Below are 13,426 nucleotides of genomic sequence, written 5' to 3'. Positions count from 1 at the left end.
GGAACTCATGGACGCTGTGACCCAGGTCCCCGCCCCGGTCAACGAGCCGGTACACGGCTACGCGCCCGGCTCCCCGGAGCGCGCCCGCCTCGAGACCAAGCTCAAGGAGCTGGCCGAGAACCCCATCGAGCTGCCGATGACCATCGGCGGCGTCAAGCGCCTCGGTGGCGGCGAGCCCTTCCAGGTCGTGCAGCCGCACAACCACAAGGCCGTCATCGGCACCGGCCGCCACGCGACCCAGCAGGACGCCCAGGACGCGATCGACGCCGCCCTCGCCGCCGCCCCGGCGTGGCGCGCGATGTCCTTCGACGACCGCGCCGCGATCATCCTGCGCGCCGCCGAGCTGCTCTCCACGACGTGGCGCGAGACCCTGGCCGCCTCGACGATGCTCGGCCAGTCGAAGACCGCGCAGCAGGCCGAGATCGACACCCCGTGCGAGCTCGTCGACTTCTGGCGCTTCAATGTGAAGTACGCCCGTGACCTGCTCGCCGAGCAGCCCCCGGCGAACGCGACCGGTGTCTGGAACCGCCTGGACCACCGCCCGCTGGAGGGCTTCGTCTACGCGATCACGCCGTTCAACTTCACGGCCATCGCGGGCAACCTCCCGACCGCCCCGGCCCTGATGGGCAACGTGGTCGTGTGGAAGCCGTCCCCGACGCAGACGCACGCCGCCGTGCTGCTCATGCAGCTCCTGGAGGAGGCGGGCCTGCCCAAGGGCGTCATCAACCTCGTCACCGGTGACGGCATCGCCGTCTCCGAGGTCGCCCTGCACCACCGCGACCTCGCCGGCATCCACTTCACCGGCTCCACCCCGACCTTCCAGCACCTGTGGAAGACGGTCGGCGAGAACATCGCCAAGTACCGCACCTACCCGCGTCTGGTCGGCGAGACCGGCGGCAAGGACTTCGTCGTCGCGCACCCGAGCGCCGACCGCGCGATCCTGAAGACCGCGCTGACCCGCGGCTCCTTCGAGTTCCAGGGCCAGAAGTGCTCCGCCACCTCGCGCGCCTACATCCCGGCCTCCATCTGGAACTCCGGCTTCAAGGAGGAGTTCGCGGCCGAGGTCGACGGCATCAAGATGGGTGACGTCACCGACCTGTCGAACTTCATCGGCGCGGTCATCGACGAGCGCGCGTTCGCCAAGAACAAGGCGGCCATCGACCGCGCCAAGGCGGACGACTCCTGCACGATCATCGCCGGCGGCACCTACGACGACTCCGTCGGCTACTTCGTGCGCCCGACCGTCGTCGAGTGCTCGGACCCGGCCAACGAGGTCTTCACGACCGAGTACTTCGGCCCGTTCCTCGCCGTCCACGTCTACGAGGACGACAAGTACGACGAGATGCTGACCCAGATGGAGTCGGTCTCGGACTACGCGCTCACCGGCTCGGTCATCGCGAACGACCGCGCGGCGGCCGCGTACACGATGGAGAAGCTCCGCTACGCCGCGGGCAACTTCTACATCAACGACAAGTCGACCGGCGCCGTCGTCGGCCAGCAGCCCTTCGGCGGCGGCCGCGCCTCCGGCACCAACGACAAGGCCGGCGCCCCGCAGAACCTCCAGCGGTGGACGCTGACCCGCGCCATCAAGGAGACGCTGGTCCCGCCGACCGAGTACGGCTACCCGCACATGGGCTGACGCCCGCCGCGGGCCCTTTCGGCCCGCCCCTGAACCCCGCCTCCGACCCGGGCCCCACCCCGGTCGGAGGCGGTGTCGTGTCCGGAGTCAGACGAGCGCGTCGACGGCGATACGGGTCATGTCGGCCGCGATGCGGTCCTCGCCGGGGGTGTCCGGGTCCAGGCGGGTCGTGTAGACGGAGATGACCAGCGGGGCGCCGCCCTTCGGGGGCCAAGCCACGGCGACGTCGTTGACCCCGCCGTACGCCGGGGATCCGGTCTTGTCGCCGACCCGCCAGCCCTCGGGGAGCCCGGCGCGGATCCGCTTGTCGCCGGTGGTGTTCTCCACGAGCCACCGGACGAGCTGGTCGCGGTCGAGCGGGTCGAGGGCGTCGCCGAGGACGAGCTTGCGCAGGTTCGCGGTCATGGCCGCCGGGGTCGTCGTGTCGCGCGGGTCGCCCGGGATGTTGGTGTTGAGGTCGGTCTCCCAGCGGTCGAGGCGGGTGCGGGAGTCGCCGAGGGAGCGGGCGAAGCGGGTGATGCCGGACGGGCCGCCGAGCCGCCGCAGCAAGAAGTTGCCCGCCGCGTTGTCGCTGTACGTGACGGTCGCGTCGCACAGCTCCCGGACCGTCATGCCCGTCGCGAGGTGCATCTCGCACCGGGGCGAGTAGGTGACCAGGTCGTCGCGGTCGTACCGGACCACGGTGTCGAGCAGCCCGGGCTCCTCCTCGCGCGCCTTGCGCAGGATCGCCGCGGCGGCCAGGACCTTGAACGTCGAGGCGATGGCGAAGCGCTCGTCGGCGCGGTAGCCGAGGGTGGCGCCGGTGCCGGTGTTCAGGGCGTGCAGGCCTATGCGGCCGGGGTAGCCCTTCTCCAGCTCGCGCAGCTGCCGCCGGGCGTCGGCGGACGGCGCCGCGTGCGCGGTGCCGGGGACGGAGAGGAAGACGGGGGCCGCGGCGGCGGCGCCGAGGACGGTCCTGCGGGAGGGAGTCACGTTCATGATCCAGAAGGTACCGGCCCGGTGCGGCACCGGGCCAGGGGCTCCGGGCGGGCCGGCCGACCCGTGTCCGGTGGACCTCCGCGCCGGCTCGCCGACCCGTGTCCTGCGGGCCTCCGCGCTTGAACTTCACACCTGTGTCAACTCCTACCGTTCCGGCATGACGAACACCACGCTCCTCGCGCCCCACTCCGCCGGCTCCCTCGGCCTCCTCCCCAACCGCATGGTCATGGCCCCCATGACACGCCTCCGGGCGACCGCCGACGGCACCCCGCTCCCGGTCGTCGCCGACTACTACGCCCAGCGCGCGAGCGCCGGCCTCATCGTCACCGAGGGCATCTGGCCCAGCAGCCGCGGCCAGAGCGGCTGGCGCTACCCGGGGATCGAGACCGCCGAACACATCACGGCCTGGCGGCGCGTCACCGATGCCGTGCACGCCGAAGGCGGCCGGATCTACGCGCAGCTGATGCACGGCGGCCGCCACGGGCACCCCCTGTCCCGCGTCGACGGGGACGCCCCCGCCGCGCCGTCCGCCGTGCTGGTGGACCCGGAGCGCGTGCACGTGCCCGGCGGCAAGGCCGACCCCGTCACTCCGCGCGAGATGTCCCTGGACGACATCCGCACCGCCGTCCAGGACTTCGCGGCCGCCGCCCGCAACGCCATCGAGGCGGGCTTCGACGGGGTCGAACTGCACGGCGCCAACAGCTACTTGATCCACCAGTTCCTCGCGGACAACACCAACCTCCGTGCCGACGCGTACGGGAGGGGCTCGGTCGCGGACCGCATCCGCTTCGCCGTCGAGGTCGTCCGCGCCGTCGCCGCAGCCATCGGCGCCGAGCGGCTCGGGCTCCGCCTCTCGCCGGGCAACCCGCAGTTCGGCATGGTGGAGGCCGACCCCGGGCCCGTCTACCGCGCGCTGCTGGACGAGCTCGACGGCCTGGGCCTCGCCTACCTCCACCTCACCGACAACGACCGCTACCCGGCCCTCGCCGATCTGCGCCCCCGCTGGCACGGCACGCTGATCGCCAACGTCGGCGAGAACGGCGACCCGACGACCAGGGAGGCGGGCGAGGCCCTCCTCGCGTCGGGCCTCGCCGACCTCGTGTCGTACGGGCGCGGGTTCATCTCCAACCCCGACCTGCCGGAGCGCTTCGCCACGGGCGCCCCCCTCCAGGAGATCGACCAGACCCACCTCTACGGAGAGGGCGTCGAGGGCTACACCGACTACCCCGCCCTCACGGACCTGCCGGTGTCCGCTCAGACCTCGACGAGCACCTGATCCAGCGACTTGCGTACGAGATCGGGGACCCGGCAGTCCGGCGCCGGGTAGCCCACCGGGATCACCGCGAACGCCTTCTCGTTCTCGGGGCGGCCGAGCACCTGGGACAGGAACCGCATCGGGCTCGGCGTGTGGATCAGCGCGGCGAGGCCCGACAGGTGCAGCGCGGACAGCAGCATCCCGACCGCGATGCCGACCGATTCGTCGACGTAGTAGTGCTTGTGCTTGGTGCCGTCCTCGCCGAGCCAGTACCGCTGCTGGAAGACGACGATCAGGGCGGGCGCGTCCGTCAGGTGCGGCTTGACCTCGTCGGTGCCGAGGGGGCGGAGGGCCGCGAGCCACTCCTCGCCGAGGCGGCCGTCGTAGGAGATCTGCTCCTCGTGCTCGGCGGCCTCGCGGATGCGGCGGCGTATCTCAGGGTCCTGGACGAGGACGAACGTCCACGGCTGCTGGTGCGCGCCGGACGGGGCCGTCGCCGCGCACGCGATGGCGTCCCGCACGACCTGCGGGGGCACGGGGTCCGGAGCGAACTGCCGCACTGTCCGTCGCTCCCGCATCCGTGCCCTCAACTCGGCCGCCTGCGCCAGGGATTGCGCCTCGGGCATGCGCTCGGGCCGATAGGGAACGGAGCGGTAGGGCTCACCGTGGATCGGGGTCCACGCTTGCTTCTGCTCGGTCTCAGGCATGGTCCGATTCTGCGGCGGGGGCGGCCTCCGCGCCATGGTGCGGAGAGCCATGGTGCAGACCAATTCCGATCAGCTCGCGCGGACGATCATCTTTCCCCGGTTCTCGCCCCGCAGCATCCCCAGGAACGCGTCCACGATCCGGTCGAACCCCTCCACCACCGTCTCGTCGAGCCGTACGCGGCCGCTCTGCAGATGCGGCACCACGAACTCGTACAACTCCTCCTGGAGATGTGCGTAATCACGGACGAGGAAGCCCTCCATGCGCAGGCTCTTCTCGACGATGTCGGGGAGGTTGCGCAGCGCGTACGGCGCGCCCGTCGCGTTGTACTGCGCGATCGTGCCGACCCGTACGATCCGGCCGTACGGGCGCAGCGAGGAGATCGCCGCCTCCAAATGCTCGCCGCCCACGTTGTCGACGTACACGTCGATGCCGTCGGGCGCCGCCTCGGCGAGAAGGTCGGCGGTCGGCCCCGCGTGGTGATCGAAGACCTCGTCGTAGCCGACGTGTTCGGTCAGGTACGCCGCCTTCGCCGCCGTGCCCGCGCTGCCGACGAGCCGTCCCGCGCCCATGAGCCGGGCGAGGCGTCCGGTCGCCGTGCCCACGCCGCCCGCCGCCGCGGAGACGAACAGGTCCTGGCCCTCGCGGAGTTCGGCGATGCGGGTCAGGCCGACGTACGCGGTCAGGCCCGTGCCGCCGAGGATGCTCAGATACGCGGAGAGCGGCACGCCCTCGAAGGCGGGCAGCCGACGCACCTCGTCCGGCGTCACCACGGCATGCGTGCGCCAGCCCTGCCGGTGGAGGACGATCTCGCCCTCGGCGAGGGCGGGCTCGCGGGACGCGACGACGCGGCCGATGGTGCGGCCCTCCAGCGGGGCGTGGAGCGCGAAGTCGCCGTCCATCATCTCGCGGTGGTACGGGTCGACGGACCAGTAGAGGTTCTCGACCAGGGCGGTGCCGGGGGCGGGCCGGGGGAGCGGGGACTCCACGAAGGCGAAGTGGGCGGCGGTGGGGAAGCCGTGGGGGCGGGCGGTCTGGTGCACGGTGAGCGCGGTGTCGGTCATGTCGATGACCGTAGGAAGGAATGCGGGGGTGGGGCAGTGGGTTGCGCTCATGGAACGGCCCGGACCATGAGAAGCCCTCATAGAAGCAGGTGAGCCCCCTGATGACCCCCGGCACTCCGGCCCCGGCGAACGCCGGTGGCGCCGGTCCCCGCGCCACCGCCGCCCTGCCCGCCGACCTCGCCCCGCACGAGCTGCGCATCCTCGTGGCGGTCGACAGGGAGCGCGGGTTCTCGGCGGCGGCGCAGGCGCTGGGGCTCACCCAGTCCGCGGTGTCCCACTCCATCCGCGGGACGGAGCGCAAGGTCGGTGCCGTGCTCTTCGAGCGGGGCAGGAAGGGGGCCACGCCGACGCCCGCGGGGGCCGCCGCGGCCGCGCACGCCCGGCGGGTGCTGCGGCTGTTGGACACGCTCGTCGCGGAGGCGCGGGGTGCCGCGCGGGGAGCGGACGGAGCCGTGGAGGGGACGCTGCGGATCGCCGCGTTCCGTAGCGCTGCACTGCATCTTCTTCCGGCGGCCCTGGACCGGCTCGCCGCCGCGCATCCCGGTATCAGGCCGGAGGTCCGCGTGGTGCGGGAGCTGGGTGCGGGCACGGCGGGGGAGGTCGCCGAGGGGCGCGCGGACGTGGGGATCGCGACGCTCGGGGGTGCGTCGCCGGTGCCTGCCGGGTTTGTCGGTGACGTCATCCTGGAAGAGGCCTACTCGTTCGTGCATCCGGCGGGCCACCCCGACCCGCGCTCGCTGCCGCTGGTGGACTGGCACGAGAACTGTGGCTCGTACACGAGGGAGTGGTGGGGGCGGCAGGAATGGATTCCCGCGGCGACCGTCCTGACCGAGGACGACGGAGCAGTGCTCTCGATGGTGAGCAACGGTCACGGCATGGCGATCATGCCGGCCCTCTCCCTGACCGGAGCACCGGACACGGTGCGGATCACTGATCTCGGAACGGAGCGCCCGACGCGCTCGGTCGGCTACGTCACCACTCCTGAGCTGGCCTCTTCCCTCGCCGTACGGGCACTGATCCGCGAGCTGAGAGCGGTACGCGGGTGAAGCCGTCTCAGATAGTAGGAAGTCCGAGTAACTGTGGAGACAGACGCTCCGTTCTCCCTTAGCTTTGTAGGAGCCGAACGTCTCGCTCGATCAAGCGAATGCGGTAGCGAGCCGGAGCCGCACGCAGGCGAACCCTGCCGCTCCAGCGCTCCCCGCCCCCGGCGTCTCGTAATGAATGCACCCTTCCCTCAAGGAGTGGATCCCCCATGGCCGAGACGACCGCCCGCCGAGTCCGTCACACCCCCCGCACCAGCGACGCCGAGCGCAGGAACGCCGCCGCCGCACTCCAGCGAGCCCTCGACCGCAGGGACAACGGCGGCGAGACGGGCCACTGAGCCCGACAGGTCACCGAATCCCCCGCGCCACCCCCCGCACCACCTCGAAGTGGTCGATGCGCTCGCCGCTCTCGGCGAGCGCGGAGACCGACAGTTTCGGGCGCGCCCCGGCCGTCACCTCCACCGCGAGGAACGAGAAGCCGGTGTAGCGCACCCGGGACCACTCCACGGTGTCCGGGTTCGGCACGCGTGACTTCGTCCAGTGGAAGCTCTTGATGCTGTCGTGGTCGTGGACGTTGCCCTCGTAGCTGTCCTCGACCCCGGGGCCGAAGCCGTAGAGGTCCTTGCCCGCGCCGCCCGCGGTGACGTACACGATGCCGTCGCGCGTCGGATCGGTCGACGCGCCGACCGGCACGGGCCTGCCGACCTTGCCGCCCTTGATGGCGTCGGTGCGTTCGTAGACGTGGTTGTGGCCGTTGACGACCAGGTCCACCTGGTGCCTGATGAACAGCTCCAGCCACGCGTCGCGCACCCCGCCGTCGGAGGCGTGCGTCGACGTCGAGTACACGCAGTGGTGGAAGAAGACCACCACGAAGTCGACTGACTCGTCCGCGCGCAGTTCGCGCAGGCGCCTGTCGAGCCAGGCGGTCTGCCGGCCTTCGGTGTAGCCCTTGTTGGCGGGTATCTCGTACGAGACGTCGTTGGCGTCCAGGGCGACGACGCCGACGTTCCCGTACGTGAAGGAGTAGACGCCCGGCGCGTTCCTCGGGTCGAAGCCGTTCTCCGGGAGCGACCAGCGGGCCCACTGGCCGCCGTAGCCGTTCGGCGAGTACCACGCCTCCATGTCGTGGTTGCCGGTGGTCACCATCCACGGCACGGACTTCGCGACGGACTCCGTCTGGGCGAGGAAGGTGTCCCACACGCGCGCGTCGTAGGTGTCGGACTCCTTGCCGTGGCCGGTGCTGTCCGCATAGCAGATGTCGCCTGCGTGCAGGTGGAACGACGGGTTCTGGCCCAGGATCACCTGGTCGTTGGCGAGCGCGTGGTAGCTGACGCCCTGGTCGCCGAAGGCCGTGAAGACGAACTTCTCCGGCTCGGCGGGCGCGGTCCTGAAGGAGCCGATGGTGGCCATCCGCTCGGGCGACGCCGGGTCGAAACCGTCGTGGCCGACGCCGTAGTAGTACGTCGTGCCGGGGCTCAGGCCGTCGAGCGCCGCGTGCAAGTAATACTGCTCGACCGCGGGCAGCTTCTTCGAGAGCGACGGGGTGTGCAGGTCCCGCACCTCCGCCTCGATCTTCCGGCTCAGCTCCCAGGGCCGCGTACCCACCCGCAGGAAAGGGGACTTGACCGCGAACGGCACCTGCCAGGAGACCCGCATCTGCGTCTTCGGGTCGGCACCGAAGGCGAGGTGCCGGCCGAAGGGCGCCACCAGCTTGCCGTCGACCCGCACCGGGGCGGGCGGCGCGCTCACGGAGTGCGCCGGCGACGTGCCCGAGCCGTTGGCCGTGCCCGAACTGCCCGCGAGCAGCCCCGCGCCGCCCACCGCCCCAGCCGTCGCGAACGAACTGGCGAGCACCCTGCGGCGGGAGAACTTCCCGCGCAGGTACTCGTGCTGTTCGGGCATGCTCATCCGGGCCGCGAGCCGCTCCGGAATGCCGACGTGGGGAGTGTCCATGCCTGGGAACTTCCCAGCGGGGCCCAACTCCCGCCAGACACCAGGATGAACAGAAACCGACCACGAGGTGCCGCGATCGTTGCCTGTCCGCATGCCGGACACCGCATGTCATCCCCTGGGACGAAGAGTACGGTGCTCGTATGTCGGCCAGTTCTCGCAGCATCAATCTCGCAGTCATCCCCGGAGACGGCATCGGCCAAGAGGTCGTGGCCCAGGGGCTCAAGGTCCTCAACGCCGTGCTTCCGCAGGATGTGAAGCTCGAGACGGTGGAATTCGACTTCGGCGCGAGGCGGTACCACGCCACCGGTGAGACCCTCACCGACGCCGACGTGGAAGCCCTCAAGCAGCACGACGCGATCCTCCTCGGCGCGATCGGTGACCCCTCGGTCCCGTCCGGCGTCCTGGAGCGCGGCTTCCTGCTGAAGCTCCGGTTCCTCTTCGACCACCACGTCAACCTGCGGCCCTCGAAGCTGCTGCCCGGCGTCGCCACCCCGCTCGCCGGCCAGCCCGAGATCGACTTCATCGTCGTCCGCGAGGGCACCGAGGGCCCCTACACGGGCAACGGCGGCTCGATCCGCACCGGCACCCCGCACGAGGTCGCCACCGAGGTCTCCGTCAACACGGCCTTCGGCGTGGAGCGCGTGATCCGTGACGCCTTCGCCCGCGCGCAGGCCCGCCCGCGCAAGAAGCTGACGCTGGTCCACAAGAACAACGTCCTCGCGTACGCAGGTCACCTCTGGACGAACGTCTTCAACCAGGTGGCGAAGGAGTTCCCCGACGTCACCACCGACTACATCCACGTCGACGCCGCGACGATCTACCTCGTCACCGACCCCGGCCGCTTCGACGTGATCGTCACCGACAACCTCTTCGGCGACATCATCACCGACCTCGCCGCGGCCGTCTCCGGCGGCATCGGCGTCGCCGCCTCCGGCAACATCAACCCGAGCCGCGAGTTCCCGTCCATGTTCGAGCCGGTGCACGGCTCGGCGCCGGACATCGCGGGCCAGGGCAAGGCCGACCCGTCGGCCACGGTCCTCTCCGTCGCGCTGCTCCTGCGCCACCTCGGGTACGAGGCAGAGGCCGCCCGCATCGAGGCCGCCGTCTCCGCCGACCTCGCGGAGCGCGGGGACACCGTCCGCACCACCGAGCAGATCGGCGACGCGCTCGCCGTACGAGTAGCGGGCTGACCCGGCAGCTCGTAGATCGCGCAGAAGATCACGCAGAAGCCGCCGGGCCCCCAGAGGCGCCCGGCGGCTTCTCGTATCCGGCCCCCGGGTGTCACCATCGACCCCCGGGCCGCAATCGTGCCGTTTCTCCCTGGGGACCCCGCGAGCGATAATCGAACGTGGGGCCGTGGAAGCAGCAGGGAAACTCGGACGTCCTAGTACTGGGCGTCCGGATGTGAGCGCGGTCCGTCACCATCACACGTGAAGGACGAAGTACTCATGACGACGACGCCGACCATCGAGCTCAAGCCCTCCTCGACGCCGCTGGCCACCGCGGAGCGCGAGGCGATCCTGGCCAATCCCGGGTTCGGCCGCCACTTCACCGACCACATGGTGACGATCAAGTGGACGGAAGGGCGCGGCTGGCACGACGGTCAGCTCGTGCCGTACGGCCCGCTCGCCCTCGACCCCGCGACGAACGTCCTGCACTACGCCCAGGAGATCTTCGAGGGCCTGAAGGCCTACCGGCAGCCCGACGGCTCGGTGGCCACGTTCCGCCCCGACGCCAACGCCCGCCGCTTCCAGGCCTCCGCGCGCCGCCTCGCGATGCCGGAGCTGCCGGTCGAGACGTTCATCGAGGCGTGCGACGCGCTGGTCCGGCAGGACAAGGCGTGGGTTCCGGCGCACGGCGGCGAGGAGTCCCTCTACCTGCGCCCCTTCATGATCGCCACCGAGGTCGGCCTGGGCGTGAAGCCCGCCAACGAATACCTCTTCGTCGTCATCGCCTCGCCCGCCGGCGCCTACTTCCCCGGCGGCGTGCAGCCCGTCTCGATCTGGCTCTCCGAGGACCGCGTGCGCGCCGTCCCCGGCGGCATGGGCGACGCCAAGACCGGCGGCAACTACGCCGCGTCGCTGCTCGCGCAGGCCGAGGCCGCGGCGAAGGGCTGCGACCAGGTGGCCTACCTCGACGCCGTCGAGCACAAGTGGGTCGAGGAACTGGGCGGCATGAACCTGTACTTCGTGTACGGCGACAAGATCGTCACCCCCGCCCTGACGGGGTCCCTCCTCGCCGGCATCACCCGCGACTCGCTCCTCTCGGTCGCCCGCGACCTCGGCTACACCTCCGAGGAGGGCCGCGTCTCCATCGACCAGTGGAAGGCCGACACGGAGAACGGCACCCTCACCGAGGTCTTCGCCTGCGGCACGGCGGCCGTCATCACGCCCGTCGGCACGGTGAAGTGCAACTCGGGCGAGTGGCAGCAGAGCGGCGGCAAGCCGGGCGAGGTCACGATGAAGCTCCGCGAGGCGCTGCTGAACGTGCAGCGCGGCACGGTGGCGGACCAGCACGGCTGGATGCACGGGCTCGGCTGAGGGCTTGACCGTCGCCACGTGGGCGGCCCCGTGCCGGGGCCGGGGACGGAGGGATCTCGCCCTCTTCGCTGCCGGCTGCGGGCCGTATGTGGCTGGTTGCGCAGTTCCCCGCGCCCCTGACCATTTCCGGCCGCGGCCCGTATGTGGCTGGTCGCGCAGTGCAGTTCCCTGCGCCCCTGATCGCTTCCGGCTGCGGGTCGTATGTGGCTGGTCGCGCCGTTCCCCGCGCCCCTGAGTGCACCTCCGGGCACCGCCCCCGGGTGGCGAAGCCGTCCAGGGGCGCGGGGAACTGCGCGGCCAGCCACCGCCGGGCCGCAGATGGGCAGGGCCGTAAGTTGGCGTGGGAGGGCAGGGGCCCGTCAGCGGGCCGGGAGGGCGAAGGCGGCCGGGAGGGCGGCGCAGGCGTCGCGGAGGAGTGACGCGAGCCGGTCCCGCGTCGGATCGGGCCCCTCCGTCCACGCCTCCAGTGCCCGGTGGAACGCCGACACCAGCAGGTCGATCGCCAGCCGGGGGCGCAGGTCGTCCTCCTCCGGCAGGTCGAACCGGCGCCGGGCCATGACCAGCGCCGCCCGGCTCGTGCGGTCGCAGAAGGCGAGCCCGTGCGCGTCCATGGACGGAGTCCGCGCCGCCAGCCGCCGGCTGAGCAGCACCCGGTGGGCCCAGCCTTCGGCGGGCATGCGCCCGAGTGCGGCGAGGAGCGCGTCCCGCAGGACGTCGAACAGCGGCTGCCCCCGCACCGGTTCGACCTCCTCCAGCTCCTCCAGGAACGCCGCCCACAGATCCTGCGTCGGCGCCATCGCCACGTCTTCCTTGCTGGTGAAGGTGCGGAAGAAGGTGCGTTTGGAGATTTCCACGGCGTCGCACAGGGCGTCGAGCGTGACGCCGTCGAAGCCGCGGTCCGTGAAGAGGTCCAGGGCCGTGTCGACCAGGGCCTGGCGCGTCCGCAGCTTCTTGCGCTCCCGGAGGGGGAGCCGGTCGAGGTCCGTGGAGTCCATGACGGAAGTGTAGCTCCGGGAGCGAATGCCCCTTGATGGCTTCTGCCACTCAGTGGCACCATGGCGAGCGGTCGGCGATCTCGCGACCCCATAGGACCCCGGAGAGAGGCTCAACCCCCATGCGCGCACTACTGGTCGACCGTTCCGCCCCCGGAGGCATGCGCCTCGGCGAGGCCCCCGTCCCCGATCCCGCGCCGCACCAGGCCCTGGTCAGGGTGACCGCCACCTCCCTCAACTACGGCGAGGTTCGCTTCGGTCTGGAGAGCGCACCGGAAGGTGCGGTGCTCGGCTGGGACGCCGCCGGCGTGGTCGAGCGCGCCGCCGCCGACGGCTCGGGCCCGGCGGCCGGCACCCCGGTGGTGACCCTGGGCGGTGACGGAGGCTGGGCCGAACTCCGCGCCGCCGACACGGACTTGATGGGCGTCGTGCCCGAGGGTGCGGACCCGGGAGCCATCAGTACGCTGCCGGTCGCGGGCGCCAGCGCCCTGCGCGCCCTCGACCGGATCGGCCCGATCCTCGGCAGGCGCGTCATGGTCACGGGCGCCACCGGCGGCGTCGGCCGGTACGCGGTACAGCTCGCCCGGCGCGGCGGCGCCGAGGTCGTCGCGGTGACCGGTGATCCCGAAGGGCGCGGGGACGCGCTCAGGGCCCTCGGCGCGCACGAGGTGATCGCCACGCCTGCGGCAGCCGCAGCGCCCGTGGACGGCGTGCTCGACATGGTCGGCGGCCGCCAACTCGTCGAGGCGTACGAGCAGTTGGGCCAGCACGGCACGCTCGTGTCCGTGGGGCACTCAGGCGGTGACGCCGAGCACTTCCCGTACGGGACCCTCTACGGAGACATGGGCCGGCACGACCGTTCCGTCGTCAGCTTCTACCTGCTCGGCTGCACCGGTCTCGCCAGGGGTCTCACCTGGCTGGCGGGGGAGGTGGCGTCCGGCGCGCTCGACCCCGGCACGTCCTGGCGGGGGTCGTGGGAGAAGTTCCCCGAGGCGGCCGAGCAGCTGCTCGGCCGCCGTCTCCACGGCAAGGCGGTTCTGGACATCGCCTGAGCTGGGGGGTCTGCCCGGGCTACTTGCCCTTGCCTTCCTCGTTCTTGCTCTCGTTGTCGTTCTCGTCGTCCGCCTTCGGGACGTTCGAACCCACCGGGGTGAGCGGGCCGCCGGTGAGGGCGTCGACGACGCCGAGGACCGCCGCTCCGGCGCCCTTGGCCGCGCGGACGCCGAGTCCTATGAGTTCTTCCATGGTCGTACTCCC

At 71.6% G+C, this 13,426-nt stretch carries 13 protein-coding genes; 7 read left to right on the top strand and 6 right to left on the bottom strand.

Annotated elements, in window-relative coordinates:
* Positions 1–7 precede the first annotated feature (7 nt).
* Complete coding sequence (pruA, locus tag ACZ7LU_RS11845; protein ID WP_468562400.1) at positions 8–1,639, top strand: L-glutamate gamma-semialdehyde dehydrogenase; 1,632 nt, start codon at positions 8–10, stop codon at positions 1,637–1,639.
* An 87-nt stretch (positions 1,640–1,726) separates the two neighbouring features.
* On the opposite strand, the gene bla is transcribed toward pruA, so the two are convergent.
* Positions 1,727–2,617 (bottom strand): class A beta-lactamase, encoded by an 891-nt coding sequence (gene bla, locus ACZ7LU_RS11840; RefSeq protein WP_471916623.1) that lies wholly within the window; start codon positions 2,615–2,617, stop codon positions 1,727–1,729.
* Between the two features lie 157 nt (positions 2,618–2,774).
* Between bla and ACZ7LU_RS11835 the strand changes: the two genes are divergently transcribed.
* Positions 2,775–3,893 carry an oxidoreductase gene (locus ACZ7LU_RS11835; protein ID WP_471916622.1) on the top strand — a complete coding sequence of 373 codons (1,119 nt, stop codon included), beginning with the start codon at positions 2,775–2,777 and terminating at the stop codon, positions 3,891–3,893.
* Here the strand turns inward: ACZ7LU_RS11835 and ACZ7LU_RS11830 are convergent.
* Both ACZ7LU_RS11830 and ACZ7LU_RS11825 read right to left on the bottom strand, forming a co-directional pair.
* On the bottom strand, positions 3,872–4,579 hold the full coding sequence (locus ACZ7LU_RS11830; RefSeq protein WP_468089474.1) for a nitroreductase family protein: 708 nt from the start codon (positions 4,577–4,579) through the stop codon (positions 3,872–3,874). The genes ACZ7LU_RS11835 and ACZ7LU_RS11830 overlap by 22 nt on opposite strands.
* Positions 4,580–4,648: 69 nt before the next feature.
* Positions 4,649–5,641 (bottom strand): NADP-dependent oxidoreductase, encoded by a 993-nt coding sequence (locus ACZ7LU_RS11825; protein ID WP_471916621.1) that lies wholly within the window; start codon positions 5,639–5,641, stop codon positions 4,649–4,651.
* Positions 5,642–5,742: 101 nt separating this feature from the next.
* Here ACZ7LU_RS11825 and ACZ7LU_RS11820 point away from each other — a divergent pair, with 101 nt between their 5' ends.
* Both ACZ7LU_RS11820 and ACZ7LU_RS11815 read left to right on the top strand, forming a co-directional pair.
* Complete coding sequence (locus ACZ7LU_RS11820) at positions 5,743–6,687, top strand: LysR family transcriptional regulator (protein ID WP_471916620.1); 945 nt, start codon at positions 5,743–5,745, stop codon at positions 6,685–6,687.
* A gap of 206 nt (positions 6,688–6,893) precedes the next feature.
* A complete protein-coding gene (locus ACZ7LU_RS11815) occupies positions 6,894–7,022 on the top strand; it encodes a hypothetical protein (protein ID WP_398308815.1) in 129 nt (42 codons plus the stop codon).
* A gap of 10 nt (positions 7,023–7,032) precedes the next feature.
* On the opposite strand, the gene ACZ7LU_RS11810 is transcribed toward ACZ7LU_RS11815, so the two are convergent.
* On the bottom strand, positions 7,033–8,637 hold the full coding sequence (locus ACZ7LU_RS11810; protein WP_471916619.1) for a purple acid phosphatase family protein: 1,605 nt from the start codon (positions 8,635–8,637) through the stop codon (positions 7,033–7,035).
* Positions 8,638–8,777: 140 nt separating this feature from the next.
* On the opposite strand from ACZ7LU_RS11810, the gene ACZ7LU_RS11805 reads away from it, so the two are divergent.
* Positions 8,778–9,827, top strand: a complete 1,050-nt coding sequence (locus ACZ7LU_RS11805) for a 3-isopropylmalate dehydrogenase (RefSeq protein ID WP_471916618.1) — start codon at positions 8,778–8,780, stop codon at positions 9,825–9,827.
* Positions 9,828–10,085: 258 nt separating this feature from the next.
* Positions 10,086–11,177 carry a branched-chain amino acid aminotransferase gene (locus ACZ7LU_RS11800; protein WP_398308809.1) on the top strand — a complete coding sequence of 364 codons (1,092 nt, stop codon included), beginning with the start codon at positions 10,086–10,088 and terminating at the stop codon, positions 11,175–11,177.
* 359 nt (positions 11,178–11,536) lie between these two features.
* On the opposite strand, the gene ACZ7LU_RS11795 is transcribed toward ACZ7LU_RS11800, so the two are convergent.
* Complete coding sequence (locus ACZ7LU_RS11795) at positions 11,537–12,172, bottom strand: TetR family transcriptional regulator (RefSeq protein WP_471916617.1); 636 nt, start codon at positions 12,170–12,172, stop codon at positions 11,537–11,539.
* A gap of 119 nt (positions 12,173–12,291) precedes the next feature.
* On the opposite strand from ACZ7LU_RS11795, the gene ACZ7LU_RS11790 reads away from it, so the two are divergent.
* Positions 12,292–13,221: a zinc-binding dehydrogenase gene (locus ACZ7LU_RS11790; RefSeq protein WP_471916616.1), complete on the top strand. Its 930-nt coding sequence runs from the start codon at positions 12,292–12,294 to the stop codon at positions 13,219–13,221.
* Between the two features lie 19 nt (positions 13,222–13,240).
* Here ACZ7LU_RS11790 and ACZ7LU_RS11785 read toward each other — a convergent pair whose 3' ends face one another.
* On the bottom strand, positions 13,241–13,414 hold the full coding sequence (locus ACZ7LU_RS11785; protein WP_471916615.1) for a hypothetical protein: 174 nt from the start codon (positions 13,412–13,414) through the stop codon (positions 13,241–13,243).
* Positions 13,415–13,426: the final 12 nt, after the last annotated feature.

This window comes from Streptomyces sp. NPDC039462 (assembly GCF_055639375.1).
The sequence above is the reverse complement of the archived record's forward strand: the minus strand, read 5'-3'. Positions and strand labels throughout refer to the sequence as shown.

Excerpts from the sequence above, each read along its gene's own strand:
- ACZ7LU_RS11795 (WP_471916617.1), bottom strand. The coding sequence starts at position 12,172 with ATGGACTCCACGGACCTCGACCGGCTCCCCCTCCGGGAGCGCAAGAAG.
- ACZ7LU_RS11835 (WP_471916622.1), top strand. The coding sequence starts at position 2,775 with ATGACGAACACCACGCTCCTCGCGCCCCACTCCGCCGGCTCCCTCGGC.
- ACZ7LU_RS11790 (WP_471916616.1), top strand. The coding sequence starts at position 12,292 with ATGCGCGCACTACTGGTCGACCGTTCCGCCCCCGGAGGCATGCGCCTC.
- ACZ7LU_RS11800 (WP_398308809.1), top strand. The coding sequence starts at position 10,086 with ATGACGACGACGCCGACCATCGAGCTCAAGCCCTCCTCGACGCCGCTG.
- ACZ7LU_RS11820 (WP_471916620.1), top strand. The coding sequence starts at position 5,743 with ATGACCCCCGGCACTCCGGCCCCGGCGAACGCCGGTGGCGCCGGTCCC.
- ACZ7LU_RS11815 (WP_398308815.1), top strand. The coding sequence starts at position 6,894 with ATGGCCGAGACGACCGCCCGCCGAGTCCGTCACACCCCCCGCACCAGC.
- ACZ7LU_RS11785 (WP_471916615.1), bottom strand. The coding sequence starts at position 13,414 with ATGGAAGAACTCATAGGACTCGGCGTCCGCGCGGCCAAGGGCGCCGGA.
- ACZ7LU_RS11825 (WP_471916621.1), bottom strand. The coding sequence starts at position 5,641 with ATGACCGACACCGCGCTCACCGTGCACCAGACCGCCCGCCCCCACGGC.
- ACZ7LU_RS11830 (WP_468089474.1), bottom strand. The coding sequence starts at position 4,579 with ATGCCTGAGACCGAGCAGAAGCAAGCGTGGACCCCGATCCACGGTGAG.
- pruA (WP_468562400.1), top strand. The coding sequence starts at position 8 with ATGGACGCTGTGACCCAGGTCCCCGCCCCGGTCAACGAGCCGGTACAC.
- bla (WP_471916623.1), bottom strand. The coding sequence starts at position 2,617 with ATGAACGTGACTCCCTCCCGCAGGACCGTCCTCGGCGCCGCCGCCGCG.
- ACZ7LU_RS11810 (WP_471916619.1), bottom strand. The coding sequence starts at position 8,637 with ATGGACACTCCCCACGTCGGCATTCCGGAGCGGCTCGCGGCCCGGATG.
- ACZ7LU_RS11805 (WP_471916618.1), top strand. The coding sequence starts at position 8,778 with ATGTCGGCCAGTTCTCGCAGCATCAATCTCGCAGTCATCCCCGGAGAC.